Source organism: uncultured Kiloniella sp., from assembly GCF_937128705.1.
Lineage (GTDB): Bacteria > Pseudomonadota > Alphaproteobacteria > Kiloniellales > Kiloniellaceae > Kiloniella.
This window is the reverse complement of sequence record NZ_CAKZMP010000070.1, coordinates 1-18157: the sequence shown is the minus strand read 5'-3', so window position 1 is coordinate 18157 and position 18157 is coordinate 1. Positions and strand designations below refer to the sequence as shown.

The 18157-nt window shown below is 43.8% G+C and carries 13 protein-coding genes and 1 tRNA gene; 7 read left to right on the top strand and 7 right to left on the bottom strand.

Features of this window, described 5'->3' with window-relative positions:
- Window positions 1-358: 358 nt before the first annotated feature.
- The 7 genes from Q0241_RS04060 to Q0241_RS04030 all read right to left on the bottom strand — a co-directional run bounded on the left by Q0241_RS04060 (window position 359) and on the right by Q0241_RS04030 (window position 8004).
- A tRNA-Glu gene (locus Q0241_RS04060) sits at window positions 359-434 on the bottom strand.
- Between the two features lie 91 nt (window positions 435-525).
- Window positions 526-1317: a DUF1194 domain-containing protein gene (locus Q0241_RS04055; protein ID WP_299373526.1), complete on the bottom strand. Its 792-nt coding sequence runs from the start codon at window positions 1315-1317 to the stop codon at window positions 526-528.
- Window positions 1318-1326: 9 nt separating this feature from the next.
- A complete protein-coding gene (gene recJ / locus Q0241_RS04050) occupies window positions 1327-3117 on the bottom strand; it encodes a single-stranded-DNA-specific exonuclease RecJ (RefSeq protein ID WP_299373523.1) in 1791 nt (596 codons plus the stop codon).
- Window positions 3118-3251: 134 nt separating this feature from the next.
- A complete protein-coding gene (glpX, locus tag Q0241_RS04045) occupies window positions 3252-4220 on the bottom strand; it encodes a class II fructose-bisphosphatase (protein ID WP_299373520.1) in 969 nt (322 codons plus the stop codon).
- A gap of 63 nt (window positions 4221-4283) precedes the next feature.
- Window positions 4284-5573, bottom strand: coding sequence for a homoserine dehydrogenase (locus Q0241_RS04040; protein WP_299373517.1), 1290 nt, complete (start codon window positions 5571-5573; stop codon window positions 4284-4286).
- Window positions 5574-5576: 3 nt separating this feature from the next.
- Window positions 5577-6788 (bottom strand): LL-diaminopimelate aminotransferase, encoded by a 1212-nt coding sequence (locus Q0241_RS04035; protein ID WP_299373512.1) that lies wholly within the window; start codon window positions 6786-6788, stop codon window positions 5577-5579.
- Window positions 6789-6978: 190 nt separating this feature from the next.
- Window positions 6979-8004, bottom strand: coding sequence for an OmpA family protein (locus Q0241_RS04030; RefSeq protein WP_299373509.1), 1026 nt, complete (start codon window positions 8002-8004; stop codon window positions 6979-6981).
- 208 nt (window positions 8005-8212) lie between these two features.
- Here Q0241_RS04030 and phaC point away from each other — a divergent pair, with 208 nt between their 5' ends.
- From phaC to pepE, 7 genes are all read left to right on the top strand, one after another.
- Window positions 8213-10057, top strand: coding sequence for a class I poly(R)-hydroxyalkanoic acid synthase (gene phaC, locus Q0241_RS04025; RefSeq protein WP_299373506.1), 1845 nt, complete (start codon window positions 8213-8215; stop codon window positions 10055-10057).
- A 162-nt stretch (window positions 10058-10219) separates the two neighbouring features.
- On the top strand, window positions 10220-11686 hold the full coding sequence (locus tag Q0241_RS04020) for an efflux transporter outer membrane subunit (protein ID WP_299373502.1): 1467 nt from the start codon (window positions 10220-10222) through the stop codon (window positions 11684-11686).
- Complete coding sequence (locus Q0241_RS04015; protein WP_299373499.1) at window positions 11686-12945, top strand: efflux RND transporter periplasmic adaptor subunit; 1260 nt, start codon at window positions 11686-11688, stop codon at window positions 12943-12945. The genes Q0241_RS04020 and Q0241_RS04015 overlap by 1 nt, the downstream gene beginning before the upstream one ends.
- Window positions 12938-16123, top strand: coding sequence for an efflux RND transporter permease subunit (locus Q0241_RS04010; protein WP_299373496.1), 3186 nt, complete (start codon window positions 12938-12940; stop codon window positions 16121-16123). Before Q0241_RS04015 ends, Q0241_RS04010 begins: the two co-directional genes overlap by 8 nt.
- Window positions 16120-16779, top strand: a complete 660-nt coding sequence (locus tag Q0241_RS04005) for a response regulator transcription factor (protein WP_299373493.1) — start codon at window positions 16120-16122, stop codon at window positions 16777-16779. The genes Q0241_RS04010 and Q0241_RS04005 overlap by 4 nt, the downstream gene beginning before the upstream one ends.
- On the top strand, window positions 16776-17519 hold the full coding sequence (locus tag Q0241_RS04000) for a hypothetical protein (RefSeq protein ID WP_299373490.1): 744 nt from the start codon (window positions 16776-16778) through the stop codon (window positions 17517-17519). The genes Q0241_RS04005 and Q0241_RS04000 overlap by 4 nt, the downstream gene beginning before the upstream one ends.
- Window positions 17470-18157 (top strand): dipeptidase PepE (gene pepE / locus Q0241_RS03995; protein WP_299373487.1); only part of this gene is annotated, 688 nt, incomplete at its 3' end. The genes Q0241_RS04000 and pepE, both read left to right, overlap by 50 nt.

Here is an 18157-nt window from a genome sequence, read left to right as displayed (position 1 = left end):
ATTCGAACCCGTGTTGCCGCCGTGAAAGGGCGGTGTCCTAGGCCTCTAGACGAAGGGGTCATCTTTCGGTGAGCAAGTAATTACCGATTTCAGAGACCCTTGGCAAGCACCTTTTTCATATAAAGTTCGTTTTTTTCATTTTTCTTTGAAAAATTCCAAAAATGATCAATTTTGGATTTAAATTCAGCAAGATAGATACAGATGAATACAATCAATTAGCTGAATTTACCCCTGCCCTCTTAATAGAATATACGAATCGTTTCGGTCAACGTCAGTGAGTCGGATAAAGAATATTGGAGCGAGAGATTCGTATCGTCTTAGAATCAAAAAAGCCGCTATAAAGCGGCTTTGAACCGAATGGCGACCCCTACGGGATTCGAACCCGTGTTGCCGCCGTGAAAGGGCGGTGTCCTAGGCCTCTAGACGAAGGGGTCATCTTTCGGTGAGCAAGGATTTACCGATTTCAGAGACCCTTGGCAAGTAGGTATTTTCGATTCTGTGATTTTTTTTTAAATTAGCTGTCTATTATTGTTTTGCTAGCTTGATTTCATTGGCTTTTTGCGCGACGGGCACACCACCGATTTCTTTGATCAGCTTTTCTTTCATCGCTGCGCCAAAATCTTCATAGGTGGTCGCGGTCTGAACAAAGGCTCCTGTGCCCCCAATAACAAATTTTTCGTAATACCGATCAATAAAGGGATCTTCATTGTTGATGGTCAAACCGTTAATCACAATACCCTGTGTTGTCGATTGGTTGCGGACAAGTTCAGGTGGCGCCCCTTGATTGGATCGCCCATCACCGGAAATATCGATAACTTTGCGCGCACCAATGAAGGGATTAATTTCCATTTGACGGGTCGAATAGGTAATAGCCCCACCAATAGAGGTCCCACCCCCAAAAATATATCTGGGTGTTTCATCAACGATGTCGGCAAATTCTGCGGCACTTTGTTCGTCGCGGATCAAGAACCAGTCGACAGCAACTTTTTGCAGAAGGTTGTTCGCCCATTGGATAATAGCAACGGCTACGCCACGATCCCCGGCAACGGCAATGGCTTGCACGACAGAAGGATCGCGAAAGGCCTGCGCAATTCCCCGCATCTGAAGATCAAATTCCTGGGCGGAAACACTTGTAGAGGCATCAACTGCCAGAACGAGTTCTAAATCAACTTGAGCGGATTCTTGCCCAAAGGCTTTCTTTTCAGGGAAAGGGGCTGATGTGAGGAAAACAGTTAAAAAAAAGGCAGAAACTATTCTGCCTAAGGAATGAAAACAATTAAAAGAATAGCGTTTGTTAGAAAGAAACGATTGCTTCATTCGGTTATCTTACCCGTTTATTGGTGCGGCGTCTTCTATAATTAATTGTACACCATCTGGTCCTGACCAGGTATCACGTTTTAGTTTACCGCAGACATGGATGGGCATACCCCCTGTATTCAAAAGCAGTTGTCCCAATTCATTATCAAGGGATCGAAAGGCTATCCCCTTGATGGTCCGCCCGTCAGAACCGCTTAGAATACATCTGACGTGACTTTCACCAACGAGACCGGGGCGTAAAACACGGACGGAAGGTAACACGAACCTAGGCTGAGGGTTGCCAACGCCAAAGGGGCTGCATGAATCCAGTAAATCGATAAGATCCGTGCTGGCTCCGCCAGGTTGAAGTGCCCCGTCTATACCGATGCTTGGTGTAAAAGAAACTTCAGACAACGCTTTAGAGAGGCGTTCTGATAAGAAGGCACACAGTTCTGTATAGTTTTCTTTGTGAACGGTCAGGCCTGCTGCCATGGCATGTCCCCCGCCATTTTCGAGCAAGCCTGCCTGACGTGCAGCAATGACGGCAGCGCCAAGGTCGACGCCGGGGACAGAACGGCCTGATCCTTTGCCAATCCCCTTTTCATCAAAGGCGATGACAAGGGACGGCATATTATAACGATCTTTAAGTCGGCTAGCGACAATACCTATAACACCGGGATGCCACCCCTCACCGGACGCAATGGCAATGCCTTTTAGTTCCGTTTCATTCCCAACGGCACCCAGTGCTTGGTCGAGGACGTCTGTTTCAATTGTTTTACGTTCTGAATTATATTCTTCCAGCTGTGATGCTATTTTAAGTGCTTCGTCAGCATTTTCTGTCGAAAGTAGTTTCGCGCCGAGCCAAGATTGTCCAACACGTCCACCTGCATTGACACGAGGGCCTAGGGTGTAGCCTAGATGTCCGCTGTCAGGTTTTTCAGAAAGTTTGGCCACATCTGATAGTGCAACAATACCGGGGTTATGTCGTTTGGCCAGAACCTTGACGCCTTGACTGACGTAGGCTCTGTTTAGTCCTGATAGCGGCACAACATCACAGACTGTACCCAAAGCAACGAGGTCCAGAAGCGACATAAGATTGGGCTCTCTGATATTGTGTTCACTGAGCCATCCTGATTCTCTCAGGCGTCGGTTTAGAGCAACAAGAACCAAAAAAACCACACCCACCGCAGCAAGAGATCCGTATTCGCGAGTTTCATCCTGTCGGTTGGGGTTCACAACGGCAACCGCGGGTGGTAACAACGCTTCAGCCTCGTGATGGTCAATGATTAGGACATCGAGACCCGCTTGCTCTGCACCTTCAAGAGCTTCAAAAGCCGATGTGCCACAATCCACTGTAATGATGAGTGAGCATCCTTGCTTCTGCAAATTTAACAATGCTGGAAGATTGGGGCCGTAACCTTCACTTACTCTATCTGGAATATGTACGGCAATTTCAACGCCTATTGCATTAAAGTAACGTATGAGAAGAGCAGAGGAAGTTGCTCCATCTACATCATAATCTCCAAAAACAGCTATCTTTTCTTTTTGTTCCAGAGCCTTGAGAAGTCGTGCTGTTGTGTCGTCCATTCCCTTTAAAACAGATGGGTCTGGTAACCAGTCTTTAAGGGTTGGTTTCAAAAAGGCTTCGGCTGTATCCAGAGTGACGCCACGGGCGGCCAGTAATCGGCCTATAATTTCGGGTAAACCTAGACGTTGACTGAGAGCAAGAGCCGAACGGTGGTCTTTTAAACGCTCTTCCCAACGCTTGCCTGTGATAGAGCTTTCGATACCCAGAAAAGTATCACGTTCTTTGCCCTGCATAATAATGAACCGACCAATTAAAAATGTTTAAGGAAATATATACAGCCTACGTACTTAGCCTACCGAGCTTCCCATAAAAAACAAGAGGCGCCCAGTGCGGCGCCTCTTTTATTTCTGCTTATCTGATAAAGGTTTTAAACACCCAGATTGTCATACCATGTTTTACGGTAGAAGTTGTGAGTAGCATCAACCACGCGAGATGTTCCCGTTTTGGAACGCATCACGATAGACTGTGTCGTTGCACCGCCTTGATAACGACGTACGCCGCGAAGCAAGCTACCGTCTGTTACGCCTGTTGCAACAAACATAACATCACCTTTGGCAAGTTCGTTGATCTCGTATTTACGGTCGAGATCTTCAATGCCCCAACGACGTGCACGGGCAACTTCATCATCATTTCTAAAGAGCAAACGGCCTTGGAACTGACCGCCAGTACAGCGAAGAGCCGCAGCAGCTAGAACGCCTTCAGGTGCGCCGCCTGCCCCCATGAATAGGTCAACGCCACTATCAAAACGACTGGTTGCCAAGGCACCGGCGACATCGCCGTCACCAATAAGAACAATACGGGCACCGCATTCGCGAACCTGTGCGATTTTCTCTTCGTGACGTGGGCGATCCATAATGCAGACAACCAGATCACTAATGTCAGTTTTCTTTGCCTTTGCCAGATTGGACAGGTTGTTTACAACAGTCTCATCAAGATCAACTACGCCTTCTGGAAGTCCGGCACCAACGGCAATCTTATCCATATAGGTATCTGGTGCGTTCAAGAAGTTTCCTGATTCAGCCATGGCAATAACGCACATTGCGTTGGGGCCACCTTTGGCTGTCAGTGTTGTACCTTCCAAGGGATCCAACGCAATATCAATGCCTGGACCGCCCTTTCCGACTTTTTCACCGATATAAAGCATTGGCGCTTCATCACGTTCGCCTTCGCCGATAACAACGGTTCCGTCAATCGCTAAGCCGTTTAAAGCGTCTCGCATAGCATTTACAGCGGCTTGATCAGCTGCTTTCTCGTCTCCACGCCCCATAAGGCGGGAAGAAGCCAGTGCGGCAGCTTCTGTGACACGTACGGTCTCTAGGGCCAGGTTGCGTTCCATATCTTTGTCCTCTGACTTTGGTACCGTTCAATAGTGAACGGTTATTGCTTTCAGATCGTTCTATTAAAGAGAGACGATCCGGATCATATTTGGTTTTTCTAGTACGCAATCGAGTTGCGAGATTTTTTCAAGAGATCGGCTCATTGCCGTTTCCACTGTTGCCTGTGTTGTAATCACAAGCGGAACTGACTTTCCGGGGTTGGATTCATGCTGAATGAGTGACTTAACAGAAATATCTTCGTCCTTAAGAATATTGGATATATCTGCGATTACGCCGGGACGATCTTCGACCTGTAAACGCAGGTAATAAGAACCTTCGCGTTTTTCTACGGGCTGGGCTATTGGTTTTTCAAGCGCGTTGGCCGGAACGCCGAAAGTTGGCAAAATAGTGCCGCGGGCAATATCTACGAGATCAGCAACAACGGCTGAAGCTGTTGGGCCTCCGCCTGCCCCTGCACCCTCGAACATTGTTGTTCCAACGTGATTTCCGTTACAGACGATAGCATTCAAAACGCCTTCTACAGAGGCAATAGGTTGATCTTTGGCAACCATGCAAGGGTGAACACGTTGGTCGATGCCATGTTCTGTCTTACGGGCAATGCCAAGAAGTTTAATGCGGTATCCGAGCTCTTCTGCATTTACAATATCAAGTGCCGAGATATTTCTGATGCCCTCTATGTAAACAGAGTCAAAATCAACCTCGGTACCAAAGGATACTGAACTTAACAGTGACAGTTTATGTGCAGCATCAACACCGTCTACATCAAAACTAGGATCTGCTTCGGCATAACCAAGTTCCTGAGCTTCAAAAAGCACTTCCTCAAAGTCGCGCCCTGTTTCGCGCATATTGGTGAGGATAAAGTTACACGTGCCGTTGAGAATGCCATACACAAGGTCAAAGGAGTTGGCTGCGAGCCCCTCGCGAAGCCCTTTGATAACCGGAATTCCGCCAGCGACGGCAGCTTCGTAAGCCAAAGCAACGCCGGCTTCTTCAGCCAGTTTTGCCAGTTCAGTTCCGTGGTGTGCAAGCAGCGCCTTGTTCGCGGTAATAACATGACGCCCCTTGGCGATTGATACTTCCACGACTTCTTTTGCGATGCCCTCGGAACCGCCTATCAGTTCCATAAGAACGTCAGCGTCGCAGTTTTCGGCCATGTCCACTGCGTTATCATAGTAGGTCATGTCGCTCATATCAAAATCGCGATTTTTACGGCTACGTGCTGATACCGCAACGATAGACATTTCACGTCCCGTGCGTTGGGCTAGGACGTTTAGATTATCCTGAATAAGTTTGACGGTTCCAGTACCAACAGTACCTAATCCGGCGATCGCAATCTTAAGGGGTTCACTCACGATTTATTTCCGCTTACTAATTTGTTCAAGAATACTGTCTTTTTTCTGCATCATGGCTTTGATGTTTTTAACAGCCTGACGCGTCCGTTGTTCGTTTTCTACGAGTCCCAACCTGACAAAACCTTCGCCATACTCGCCAAAACCGACACCGGGGGCAACCGCTACATTAGCATGTTCCAATAATAACTTGGAAAATTCCATTGATCCCAAGTGAGCAAACTCTTTTGGTAAAGGTGCCCAGGCAAACATTGTCGCGGGGGGACTTGGTATATCCCACCCTGCTGCACTGAGGCCTTTTATCAAGACATCCCGGCGACCACGATAGCGGTCGCGCATTTCACTGATACATTCCTGTGGGCCATTGAGGGCAGACACTGCGGCGACCTGAACAGGTGTAAAGGCACCATAGTCAACATAGGATTTAACCCGGGTCAGTGCGGCAACAAGTTTTTTATTTCCTGAGCAGAATCCGACGCGCCATCCTGCCATTGAGTATGTCTTGCTCATGGACAGGAATTCTACGGCAATATCTTTTGCGCCGGGAACCTGAAGAATTGATGGCGGCGGTGTATCGTTAAAATAAACCTCGGCATAAGCCAGATCAGAAATGATATAGATTTCGTGCTTACGGCAGAAATCCACGATCTCTGCATAAAAATCCAAATCCTTGACTTCGGCTGTTGGGTTTGATGGATAGTTCAGGATAATAGCCAAAGGTTTGGGAACGGAATGTCGAACAGCTATTTCCAACTGCTCCATGATATTCCCGCTCTGCGTCATCGGCATAGATCTGATGGCAGCGCCAGCAATGATAAATCCAAAAGCGTGGATCGGGTAACTAGGGTTTGGTGCCAGAATAATGTCACCCGGACTGGTGATCGCCTGTGCCAGATTGGCAAGGCCCTCTTTTGATCCCAGTGTTACGATGGTTTCTGTTTCGGGATCAATATCAACACCAAAGCGTCGATCATAATATGCTGATATTGCTTTTCTTAAACCGGGAATACCGCGAGATGTAGAATATCCGTGTACTCTGGGGTTTTGAACAACATCGGTTAGTTTGTCGATAACGTGTTGTGGTGGGGGCTGATCAGGATTTCCCATACCAAAATCGATAATATCCCTTTTCGCCGCTCGTGCCGCTGCTTTCAATGCATTAACTTCAGCAAATACATAAGGCGGCAAACGTTTTATACGGTGAAATTCCTGGTCCATTCTCAACTCGAAATTGTTGGGTTATCTCTATTTAGTCAGAAAAAAAGAGATATTCTTTTCTCTTCTGACCAAGGTGATTAGCCCCTATAAAAAAGGCCACGAAGCAGATAGCAGAATACCAGCTCCGTGACCAATGTTTTATGCGTTTTTATTTAGAGAAATTTATCAAAAATTTCTCAGGATAAGGTGCCTAGTTTACATATATTTCTACGCGTCTGTTCCCTGCTTCACCCGTTGGCATGAACTCGTGGAAAACAGGGTTACTGTCAGATCGTGCATCTGTAATGATTTGACGTACGGGAACACCAGAGTTTTGCAAGGCGCGCGTAACGGCTTCGGCACGACGACCAGAGATTTCATAGTTAACCTGTTGATGGCGCAATGCGTCTGTTAGCTGTGTTCTGGAACTTGAATGTCCAAGAACGGTAATGGCTCCGCCGCGTTGTCCGTACAATGCAGCGACATCACGAATGACTTGAATATCCTGATTGTTTAGGTTTGAAGAACCGTGCGAGAAGTAAATCACTGCGACGAGCTGGCCGCCAGCTTGAGCGGTATAGGGTGATCCGTATGCCGCTTGACCTGCGTAACCCTGCTGTTGTGCGTAAGGTGAGCCCCAGCTTGGCGTGTTGTACTGTGGTCCAGTGTATTGATTTTGTGCGTATGCTGGTGCGCCGTTTGGAAATGCGGGCGGTAAAGCGGCCCCCTGAGATGATATAACAGTTGTTTGCGATGATGCACCGGGAACGGCTTGGGGTGATGCTGGCACTGTGTTTGGTACAACCGGAGCTGCAGCCTGTGGTGTCGTTTGTGCAACAGAGGGTGCTTGCGGTACAGCTGGTGGAGGTGCAGCAGGAACAAGTGTTGACCTAGCAGTTAATGGTTGATCACTATATTCCGCATTATTACGGTCCGCGACCAAACCTTCGGCTACCTGAGTTCTATAATCGCCAGATGTCGTTTGAGGTGATTCGCCGGGTACACTTGAAAGATTCGGAAATCCTTCGGCGGGCACGACATTTTCGGCATTGGTGACCTGTGTCGGTTGTTCAGGTTCGTCACTATCAAACCAAGCGATAGGGTTCGCCCAATCAGGTGTTGAAGAACAGGCTGCAAGCATCAATGGAAGCACAATTGCTCCTACAATGCGACCTTTACCCCCAAAGCGGTATACACTACGTTTTCTCAACTCTGGCATATATTTGTCCTTGGCCATAACTAAAGACCGTTCCCCCATGCAAACGTCAAATAAATCGATACACATACATCAAAATTACAACTGAATAGATGTATTTAGCAACGAAATTGACCTCACTTGTTGTTCTTTGCGCTTCCAGCTGTAACAATGGGTGTATAACATTGAAAGAGCTACAAGGCGATATACTATTCGATAAAAAGACTAAACAGATCATAGGGAAAGCTGGATGGTCGATCAACACCCCGAGGGAATAAAGCTACCTGATCCCTCAGAAATTACTGAAACAATGACAGCAATTTCTGAAAAATCTCAGGCAATGATTGAACGCTTTTTAGCGAACCAAAGCGTGAAAACACTAGATAATGAGCCTGATCCCATGCGGATTGGCAAAGCATTCTGGGAATTGTCGCAACAATTCTGGTCGGATCCTGAAAAAGCGATCAAATTACAAACAGATCTTTGGCAAGGCTATAATTCTCTTTGGTTGGAAGCTTCACAAAATTTCTTTAACCCGGATAATCAATCCGAGGAAAATAAACCAAAAACGGCGAAAGAATCGTCTTCTACAAATCAAGAGCATAAAAAGAAAAAAGGTGACCGACGCTTCCAAGATGAAGCGTGGGAAGAAAATCCCTTTTTTAAATTTATAAAGCAATCATATCTTTTGACGGCGAATACGATTCACAGTTCTGTAAAGGATATTGACGGCCTGAGCGAGACAGACGCACGTAAGGTCGATTTTTATACGAAACAGTTTCTGGATGCGCTTTCCCCGAGTAATTTCTTGATGACAAACCCCCAAATTTTGCGAGAAACAGCAGAATCAGGAGGCAAAAATTTACTACAAGGCTTGGAAAACCTAATTTCCGATCTGGAAAAGGGTCGTATTAAAATGACGGATGAAGATGCTTTTACCTTGGGTGAAAACATCGCAACATCAGAGGGCAGCGTTATTTATGAGAATGAGCTTATGCAGCTTATTCAATACGCCCCAACGACAGAGAAAGTTTATTCTCGCCCTCTTATGATCATCCCTCCCTGGATCAATAAATTCTACATTCTGGATCTCAAAGCTAAAAATTCTTTCGTCAAGTGGGCTGTGGAACAGGGCTTTACGGTTTTTATGATTTCCTGGGTGAACCCAGATGAGAGTTTGGCCGATTACTCTTTTGAAAATTACATGCTCCGTGGCCCCCTTGCCGCACTTGATGCCATAGAAACAGCAACGGGGACGAAAGAAGTAAACGCCATTGGGTATTGTTTGGGGGGGACACTACTAGCTTCTACCCTCGCATACATGGCGGAAAAGAAAGATAAGCGCATCAAAAGTGGTACATTCTTTGTCACAATGACGGATTTTGCCGAAGCGGGCGAGCTTAGAGTTTTCATTGATGAAGAACAGATGGAAGTTCTTGAGAAAAAAATGTCTGATCGAGGATATCTCGATGGGGCTGAAATGGGAACGACTTTTAATATGTTGCGGGCCAATGATCTTATCTGGTCTTTTGTCGTGAACAACTATTTGCGCGGTAAAACCCCCTTCCCCTTTGATTTGCTTTATTGGAACTCTGATACGACGAGAATGCCAGCCAAAATGCATTCTTTTTATCTCAGAAATATGTACCTAGATAATAAACTGGTAGAACCCGGTGGGGTCGTATTAGACGGTGTACCCATTGATTTGGGTAAAATTGATGTTCCAAGCTTTATGATCTCTGCAAAAGAAGATCACATTGCTCCTTGGAAATCCACCTATGCCAATACGCGTCATTTTTCAGGCGAAAAAGAGTTTGTGCTTGCCGCGTCCGGGCATATTGCCGGCATTATTAATCCTCCTGCTGCTGAAAAGTATTCGCACTGGATTAATTCGGACACCCCCGATGATCCTGATAAGTGGTTTGAGGCTGCAAAAGAATACCCGGGATCATGGTGGCCTCATTGGGCAAAATGGGCGCAGAAGAAAAGCGGAAAGCTTGTCCCTGCCCGAAATCCTGGTGAAGGAATGTCAAAAGATAAAGCAGCTTTAAAGATAATCGAACCAGCACCGGGGCGTTATGTAAAATCCCGATAAGCTAGGTAAATATCTTTTCTAACGATTGCCTAAACTCTCAAACAAAACGTTGATTTAATAGCTGGTTGCTATTGTCAGCGTTTTGTCAGGCTCGGGTCTTATCTTAGGCCTATGTGCTGGCTTATATTATCTAAAATTCACTTTCCCCGACTAGTTGCGGCAATGAGTATAATTGCTGTGCAGGGGTGTGTTATTTCGACGGATCTTCCTGATTATAAAGCGACGTTGCCAAAGGTCGCTGATCAGTGGTCTTCCCATGAAAAGTCTCATGTTAATAAAAACGCTGTCGTTGCGGTCTCTCAAACGTGGTTTACACCTGATTTTCATCAACAAGTCAGTAAATTTATTGTTGAGGGAATAAGGAACAACCCGGAACTAAAATCGGCCAGAGCACGCTTAGAACAACAAATTGCTCAGTATGACGTATCCGAATCAGCTCTATTCCCCAGCATAGATCTATCCGGTGATGCCAGCAGAACAAAAAGCTCTTCAAAAGGCCTGAATGGCGAACGCATTAAAAATTATGAGAATTCCTTTAAAGCCGAAGCAAGAATTTCGTGGGAAATAGATGTCTGGGGACGTTTAGAGGCCGAATCACAAGCCTCTTATAGTGCCTTGTTACAGAGACAAAGCGATGTTGAATTTGCTGAGTTGTCAGTTGCGACACGTATTGTGTTGCAATGGATTGAGGTTATTGCCTTGGAGCAACAGCTGGATATTGCGCGTCAGGAAAAGAGCAACTTGATTGAGGTCGTGGAACGGACACGGGACAGATATCAACAAGGAATTGGATCAATTCTAGATCTCCGTCTTGTGGAAACTGATCTTGCAAATGCAGATGCTACGTTAACATCAAAGGTTAATGAGAGATCACAAGCTATTAGAAAGTTAGAGTTAATTCTTGGAAGATATCCTTCCGGGAATATTAAAAGCGCGAAAGAATTTCCAAAAATTGTAACAGATTTTTCTGCTGGTATTCCGTCTGATTTATTGGTGAATCGCCCCGATCTTCTTGTCGCTGAACAGAAGATTATCGCGGCGCATCACAATTTGAATGCGTCTGAGGCCAATCGATTGCCCAGATTGTCTCTTACACAAAGCACCAGTTATCAAAATAGAAAATTGAGTGACATTTTTGATCCCTACAGCCTTGTTGCCTCTATCGCAGGTAACATTATCCAGCCGATCTATGATGGAGGGCAACGTCGTGCAGTTATCGCGCAAAACAAGGCGATAGAGGATGAAACTATTGCAGAGTACGTGAACACTGCCTTGAAGGCTTTTGATGAGGTCGAAAATTATCTGGGAAATGAAATTCATCTCAAAAAACAAGAAGAAGAGTTAAGCCGTGCCGCTTTGATGGCTGAGCAAGGCCAAAACCTTTCACGCGAAAAATATTACAGCGGTTTGATTCCTATCCTGGATTTGTTGCAAGCACAACAGAGGTTTTTTGTAAGTAAATCCCGACTTATTAATGTTCAAAAACAAAGACTTTTGTCCCGGGTGAATCTTTACCTGGCTCTGGGGGGACATAACTCGCCGCTGCAAAAAAGCGTTTTATCTGATCCTGAACTGGCTAATCCAGAGCTTGCTGACCCAGAGATGGCAGAAGATAACAGGAATTTGTGATGACCTTCGATTTATCGTTAAAAAAAACAACGATTTTACTGTTGAAACTAATTTTCCCTATTCTGATTTTGTCAGTATCGATATTCTTGAGCTTGGTTGTCATTGAGGATGAAAACCCGGTCGTTGCCGAGATATCAAAACAACCGGAATTACCAAAGTTATCAACGTCCAATATTATTGAGCAGCACCCGAATTTTAAGATTAAAACCCAAGGTGTTGTACATCCAAAATTTGAGACGATTTTAACAACACAGGTTTCTGGTATTATTACAAAAACAGCAACCGATCTTAAGGTTGGTGATCGTTTTGTGAAGGGGGATTTCCTCTTTCAAGTTGATCCTCGCGATTATGAACTATCACTGGCGACAGCAAAGGCCAATGTGGCCAGCGCAAAACAGAAGCTGATCAAGGAACAAGCAGAATCAAAGCTCGCAAAATTAGAGTGGAAAAAATACGGTAAAGGATCTCCCTCCCCCCTAACCTTGCGAATACCCCAGTTAAACGAGGCAAGGGCCAATCTTGAGGCCGCAATATCAGAACAGAAAAAAGCATTATTAGCTCTTTCCAGGACGACAATTACTGCACCTTATGACGGAGCGATAAGAGAAAAGTTAGCTGCTGTAGGGCAGTATGTTTCTTCAGGGTCGAATGTTGCCAATTTTTTTTCTGATCGCTTGCTGGAAGTCAGGTTGCCTGTAACCCGTCGTCAGTTGGATAGTCTTTCATTCTCTGATGAGAGTATTCAATCAGCAGCCATCGTTATAAGAGATCCTCAACGAAAAGATAATCGTCATTGGGCTGGTCAAGTTATTGGAATGGAAAAAGAAATTCAAAAGAAAACCAATCAGTATATGTTGATTGCCAATGTAAACTCTGAGGAAAGTTTTTCTCTAGATCCATTGCTATCCGGTACCTTTGTTTTTGCTGAAATACAGTCTGAAACAATATCGAATATGTATCGGATACCGGCGAGTGCCCTTTATATGAGAAATAGTATTCTTGAAGTTGGCCTAGATGATGTTGTTCGCCAACGAAAAATCAATATTCATCACAAAGATACGGGGTTAGTTTATTTTACGGCAGATATTAAACTACCGACAAAAATTTTAACCCAGCCACCTGAAATTTTTGTCGAAGGCATGAAAATCAGAACTAATTCCAATGGTGCGGTTGGAAAATTAGATTCTATTAAAAGTTTAGCGATCAATAATTTTGACATTGATGGCAATAATAATCAGGTGGTTTTGATCAATGAATAAAATACTTCATTGGTTTGTCAAAAACCCGGTTACCAGCAATCTGTTAATGGCCGTTATATTACTGGGGGGTGTTGTCGCCAGTTTTGACCTTAAAACCCAAATATTTCCGCCTGCGAAGCTAAATGCCGTTGATATAACAATCGAATATAATGGTGCGACGCCTGAAATTATTGCCCGAAACATTTCGATACCTGTCGAAAATGCGCTCAAGAATATAGAGGGTATAAAAAATCTATACTCTTTCGCTGTTGAGGACATCGGAACAACAACGATCTTTTTTTATTCTGATGTGGATATTGATGAAAAAGTCTCTGAAATTAAAAGGAAGATTGATGCTCTTGGCACGTTACCCAAAGGGATTGAGCGTCCCCAAATAACGGAAACCAAAGATAAAGATCGTATTCTGGATATTGCTATCCATGGAAACGTTGATTTGGAAACCCTGACCCGTATTGGCGAGTTGGTAAAAAATAAACTCATTAGCGAAACCAGTGCGAGTGACGTGAAGCTCTTTTCTGCGCCTAAACGTGAAATATCGATAGAAATACCTTCTGATGATTTAAGGCGAACGGGCCTCACCCTAAAAGATATTGCCAATGCGATCTCTGTCGCTTCTGTAAATGTACCTGCTGGTTCTATCGGACACGGTAGTAATCAAATATCTATACGAGGAAACGAAAGAGCTTATCACCCGAATGATTTTGAATACATTTCTGTTGTTAATAAAATAACAGGTGAAAAAATTCTCTTGGGCGAAATCGCCGAAATAAAATTTAACCGTAAAGACGTAAATTTTGTTAGCCGCTTTAACGGAGAAAACGCATCAGGATTAGAAGTTTTTATTTCCGAAGGACAAGATCTTCTCGGTGTAAGGGATGAAATCGGACGTAAAATTGATGAGATCAAAAATCGGCTACCGCCAAATGTTGGTGTCACCATTTGGCTAGATGACAGTAAAGACATAGCTCAGCGTCTAACCATGTTGCTCGACAATGCTCTGGTTGGTATGTGCTTGGTATTTGTGGTGCTGATCCTTTTTCTTAACCTTAAGCTCGCATTTTGGGTGTGCACAGGTATTGCTATCTCTTTCACTGGGGGGATTTGGCTCCTCCCCGTGTTTGATATTTCTCTCAATCACCTGTCGACGTTTGCTTTTTTGTTGATCCTGGGTGTTGTTGTTGATGATGCAATTGTTGTTGGTGAAAGTGTTTACAACAGGCAGCAGAAAAGTGGCCCCGGCGCAAAGTCAGCCTTTCTAGGCGTAAAAGATGTCTGGAAACCTGTTTTTCTTGGTGTCCTCACGACGATTTTTGCCGCGGTTCCCGGTTTAATGTTCAAGAGTATTATCGGTAGCTTTCTTTTTGATATTTCTTTTATCATTGTTGCTGTCCTTTGTTTTTCACTCATAGAATCACTCCTGATCTTACCTTGCCATCTGGTTACATTTAAGCTCGGGAGTGACAGTCGGTTTAGCCACCTGATTAAAATGCCGCGCAGAAAGTTTCAAAAGGGATTGCGCGTGGTTATCCTTAAACTCTATCGACCTTTGGTTAAAAGAGCAGTTGTCTGGCGTTATTTTACCTTATCTATCTTCTTATCAATTGCGGTTCTGTCTGCAGGCTTAGTTGTATCGGGTAAAGTTCCGATGCAGCTTTTCCCCAATATGGTCGAAGGACAAATTATCTCGTCGATCTCTATGAACCGGGGGACGACAGCAGATGAAATGCACGACACAATGTTGCACCTTGAAAAATCTTTTGAGGCTGTCCTTCCGGCAATAATATCCGATTTTGATGCTACGCATGAAGATGATGTTTCATTATCAACACTGATAAAAAACAGAGCATCATTTATCGCGGATAATGATATTTATATGTTGGTAGAGCTTGATTCTGATGCCCTAAAAACAATCCCTGTACAAGAGATCGAAGCCAGGTGGCAAAAAGAACTTGGTGTTATTGCAAATGCAAAAAAGGTCAATTTTTCCTCAAGTGAAGATGGTGATGCCAATAGCATTTCGTTGAAAATTTTCGGGAAAAATTCTGAACAAATAGCATTACATGTTAAGGCGCTGAAACAAAAACTACTCGGAACCAACGGGGTATTTAATTTTACGGTTACGCAAGGAGTAGAACAAAAAGAGTTTCTCATTAATCTTTTACCAGAGGGAATGCGGTTTGGGGCAAATGTAAGCAGTATCAGCAATCAACTCTCTGATGCTTTTTACGGTACACGTGTGGATCGGCTACCCGGGGTTATGGAAACCATGGACGTTAATTTACGTCTTCCGGAAAATGAACGCTTATACATCGAAAATATTGAAGACTTCCCTGTGAAAATTACGGATCAGGATGTCCTGGTTCCTTTTACAAGTGTTGCAAAGCTAAGAGATGCGAAAACACCGGGCCATATTGAGCGTATCAACGGCCAGCAAATAGCAACAATCAATGTCAACTTTGATGAAGACCAGTGGGCACGCTTTGAATTGTTGAATGTGATTAACGATCTGTATCTGGCAGATATACGCAATGAATATCCAAATTTTAGCTACAAACTGGATGGTGACGCAGAAGAGGAAGATGAGTTCCTTTCAGAATCATTCAAGCTGTATGTTATTTTCTTTTTTGTCATCTATGCGATTTTGGCGATTGGAAGTAATTCTTATCTGCTGCCTTTTATTATTTTGACAGCAGTTCCATTTGGCTTGGTTGGTGCTATTTTAGGGCATAACGTCTTTGGTCTAGAGATTAATGCCTTTTCAGTCATGGGAGTACTTGCCGCAGCAGGTGTCGTAATAAACGATAACCTGGTTCTGATTGATCAGATTAATAAGCTGAAGCAACGGGGCGTGAAGAGTTCGGTTGCTATCTTACATGGTAGTATTTCACGGTTTCGGCCAATCGTTCTGACATCGTTGACAACATTTTTGGGGTTGTTGCCAATTTTGTTCGAAACAAGTTATCAGGCTCAGTTTGTTATTCCGATGGCAATATCCTTGGCATTTGGCGTTATACTCGCAACCTTTGTTACTTTGTTATTAATCCCTTCTCTCTATGAAATAGGTCTTGATATCTCTCGAATTATCTCATTCTTTAGGAATGCTGTGAAAGGTGATAAACCAAGATCACTCGTCCAAACCCAGATGTGCCAAACTCAACGTGAGAAAGTTAAGTCATGAAAGTGTTACTGGTCGAAGATGATCCGCAATTGGGGGCAACACTGGAAAGAGCACTACATCATGACGGAAGCGTTTGTGAATGGGTCAAGTCAGCCGAGGATGCCTCTCTTGCTCTCGAGGTCAGTGTTTTTGATCTTATCGTACTGGATTGGATGTTGCCAGATCAACAGGGTATCGATTTCCTGAAAGAAGCACGAAATAAAGGCATTACATTGCCTGTGCTTATGTTAACTGCGCGTACTGCAACATCGGAAAAAATAGAAGGCTTGGATAACGGTGCAGATGATTACCTGACAAAACCCTTTGATCTGGATGAACTATTTGCGCGACTTCGTTCTTTGGGACGACGTCGCGCAGTTCGCGCTTCCAGTATAATTACTGTAGGCCAATTAAGCTTGTGTCCGGATCGACACGAAGTCAAACTTGGTAATATTGAAATTCAATTATCAAAGACTGAGTTCATTATCCTGAAAAAATTAATGGAAAATGCTGGGCGTTATGTTTCCAAATCCCAGCTAGAAGAATACGCTTACACTTGGGATAATTGTGTGACACCCAATGCCATAGAAGCTCAGATTTCCAGATTAAGAAAACGGTTGGGATCAAATATAATTTCTACCCTTCGCGGTGTCGGGTATAAGGTTGAAAGTGTATGACGTTTTTTTCCGTTAAAACACGGCTCTATTATTACACTTTATCAATCACCTTACTTACTTGGGTACTGGTTTTTGCAACCGTTATCGTTGGTTTGAAGGGGCTTGTTGTAACTCTGACAGAAGATGAGCTTGAAGTCAGAAGTGAAATTTTAGCCAGCGCGCTACCCATAAGCTATTTTGATGAAAATGATCAGGCTCTGGTTAATTGGTTAGAGCAAATTTCACAAAACCCACCAAGTTTTATTGATGCTGGAATTGCTTCCGATAGTAGCTATCAAATTTGGTATAATGGTGAAATTATTATCAAATCTTATATAAGCCCCACGATGCCTGAACCAACCAAGGAAGGACCGAGTTCCTTTTTTGATCCAGAGCAGGATGATGAAATCGTTTGGTTGACCCATGCGACTAAAATTAAGGGGAAAAATGCCTGGGCTGTTGCGACGGAAGATATGGAGCTCGCCTTCGATGGGATTTTTCCTTTTGGCTTGGTTATTTTTATTTTTATTAGTGAATATTTCCCCTATGTGTTTGTCGTTCTCCCTCTGAGTTTTGTCTGTATTTTTTGGGGAATAAAAAAAGGTATTACACCGATTATTAACATATCGAGTAAAATTGAAGCCAGAGAAGGTAGAGATAGATCGATCATTAAATACGATGAAAATCCGATAGAAATCAAAGCATTGGTTGATGAAATTAGTGCTACCATTATTTTACAAAGCTATTTGTATTCTAAATAGGTATTACTATGTTTTTTGTCGATTTGTATGTATTTCGTCGATTAAAAATGCAAAAAAAATTCTTTTTATACCATATGCTAGACCTGGTGGTATTACCCACGACGACTATACAACGATTGCTCAAAAAGCCTTTGCAAAAATTAATATCTCTGTAAAAGGCCTCCATACTTATAAAGACGCAACAGAAGCGCTAAAGGTTGCCCAAGGCATATTTACTGGCGGAGGAAATACGTTTGTTCTAGTTAACCAGCTATACAAAATAGATGTAATGCACACACTCAGAGATGTAATCTTAAACGGCACTCCCTACCTAGGCACAAGCGCTGGGAGTAACCTTTGTGGCCTCACGATGCAAACTACAAATGATATGCCCATTGTGTATCCACCGAGTTATAAGACCTTAGGATGTGTTCCTTTTAATATCAATGCCCATTATTTAGACCCAGACCCTAATTCAAAGCACAAAGGCGAAACTAGAGAAACAAGGATAAAAGAATTTCATGCATATAATGATATCCCTGTTATTGGTTTAAGAGAGGGGAGTTGGTTAGAAGTTGATGGAGATGAAATAGTGTTAAAAGGTAATTTACCTGCTCGATGGTTTCAAAATGGCAAAAAAACAATTGAGATTCAGCCAG

Coding starts and splice junctions, on each gene's coding strand:
- recJ (WP_299373523.1), bottom strand. CDS start 3,117: ATGCAGGGCAAAGAACGTGATACTTTTCTGGGTATCGAAAGCTCTATC.
- phaC (WP_299373506.1), top strand. CDS start 8,213: ATGGTCGATCAACACCCCGAGGGAATAAAGCTACCTGATCCCTCAGAA.
- Q0241_RS04020 (WP_299373502.1), top strand. CDS start 10,220: ATGAGTATAATTGCTGTGCAGGGGTGTGTTATTTCGACGGATCTTCCT.
- Q0241_RS04000 (WP_299373490.1), top strand. CDS start 16,776: ATGACGTTTTTTTCCGTTAAAACACGGCTCTATTATTACACTTTATCA.
- Q0241_RS04010 (WP_299373496.1), top strand. CDS start 12,938: ATGAATAAAATACTTCATTGGTTTGTCAAAAACCCGGTTACCAGCAAT.
- Q0241_RS04035 (WP_299373512.1), bottom strand. CDS start 6,788: ATGGACCAGGAATTTCACCGTATAAAACGTTTGCCGCCTTATGTATTT.
- glpX (WP_299373520.1), bottom strand. CDS start 4,220: ATGGAACGCAACCTGGCCCTAGAGACCGTACGTGTCACAGAAGCTGCC.
- Q0241_RS04005 (WP_299373493.1), top strand. CDS start 16,120: ATGAAAGTGTTACTGGTCGAAGATGATCCGCAATTGGGGGCAACACTG.
- Q0241_RS04030 (WP_299373509.1), bottom strand. CDS start 8,004: ATGGCCAAGGACAAATATATGCCAGAGTTGAGAAAACGTAGTGTATAC.
- Q0241_RS04015 (WP_299373499.1), top strand. CDS start 11,686: ATGACCTTCGATTTATCGTTAAAAAAAACAACGATTTTACTGTTGAAA.
- Q0241_RS04055 (WP_299373526.1), bottom strand. CDS start 1,317: ATGAAGCAATCGTTTCTTTCTAACAAACGCTATTCTTTTAATTGTTTT.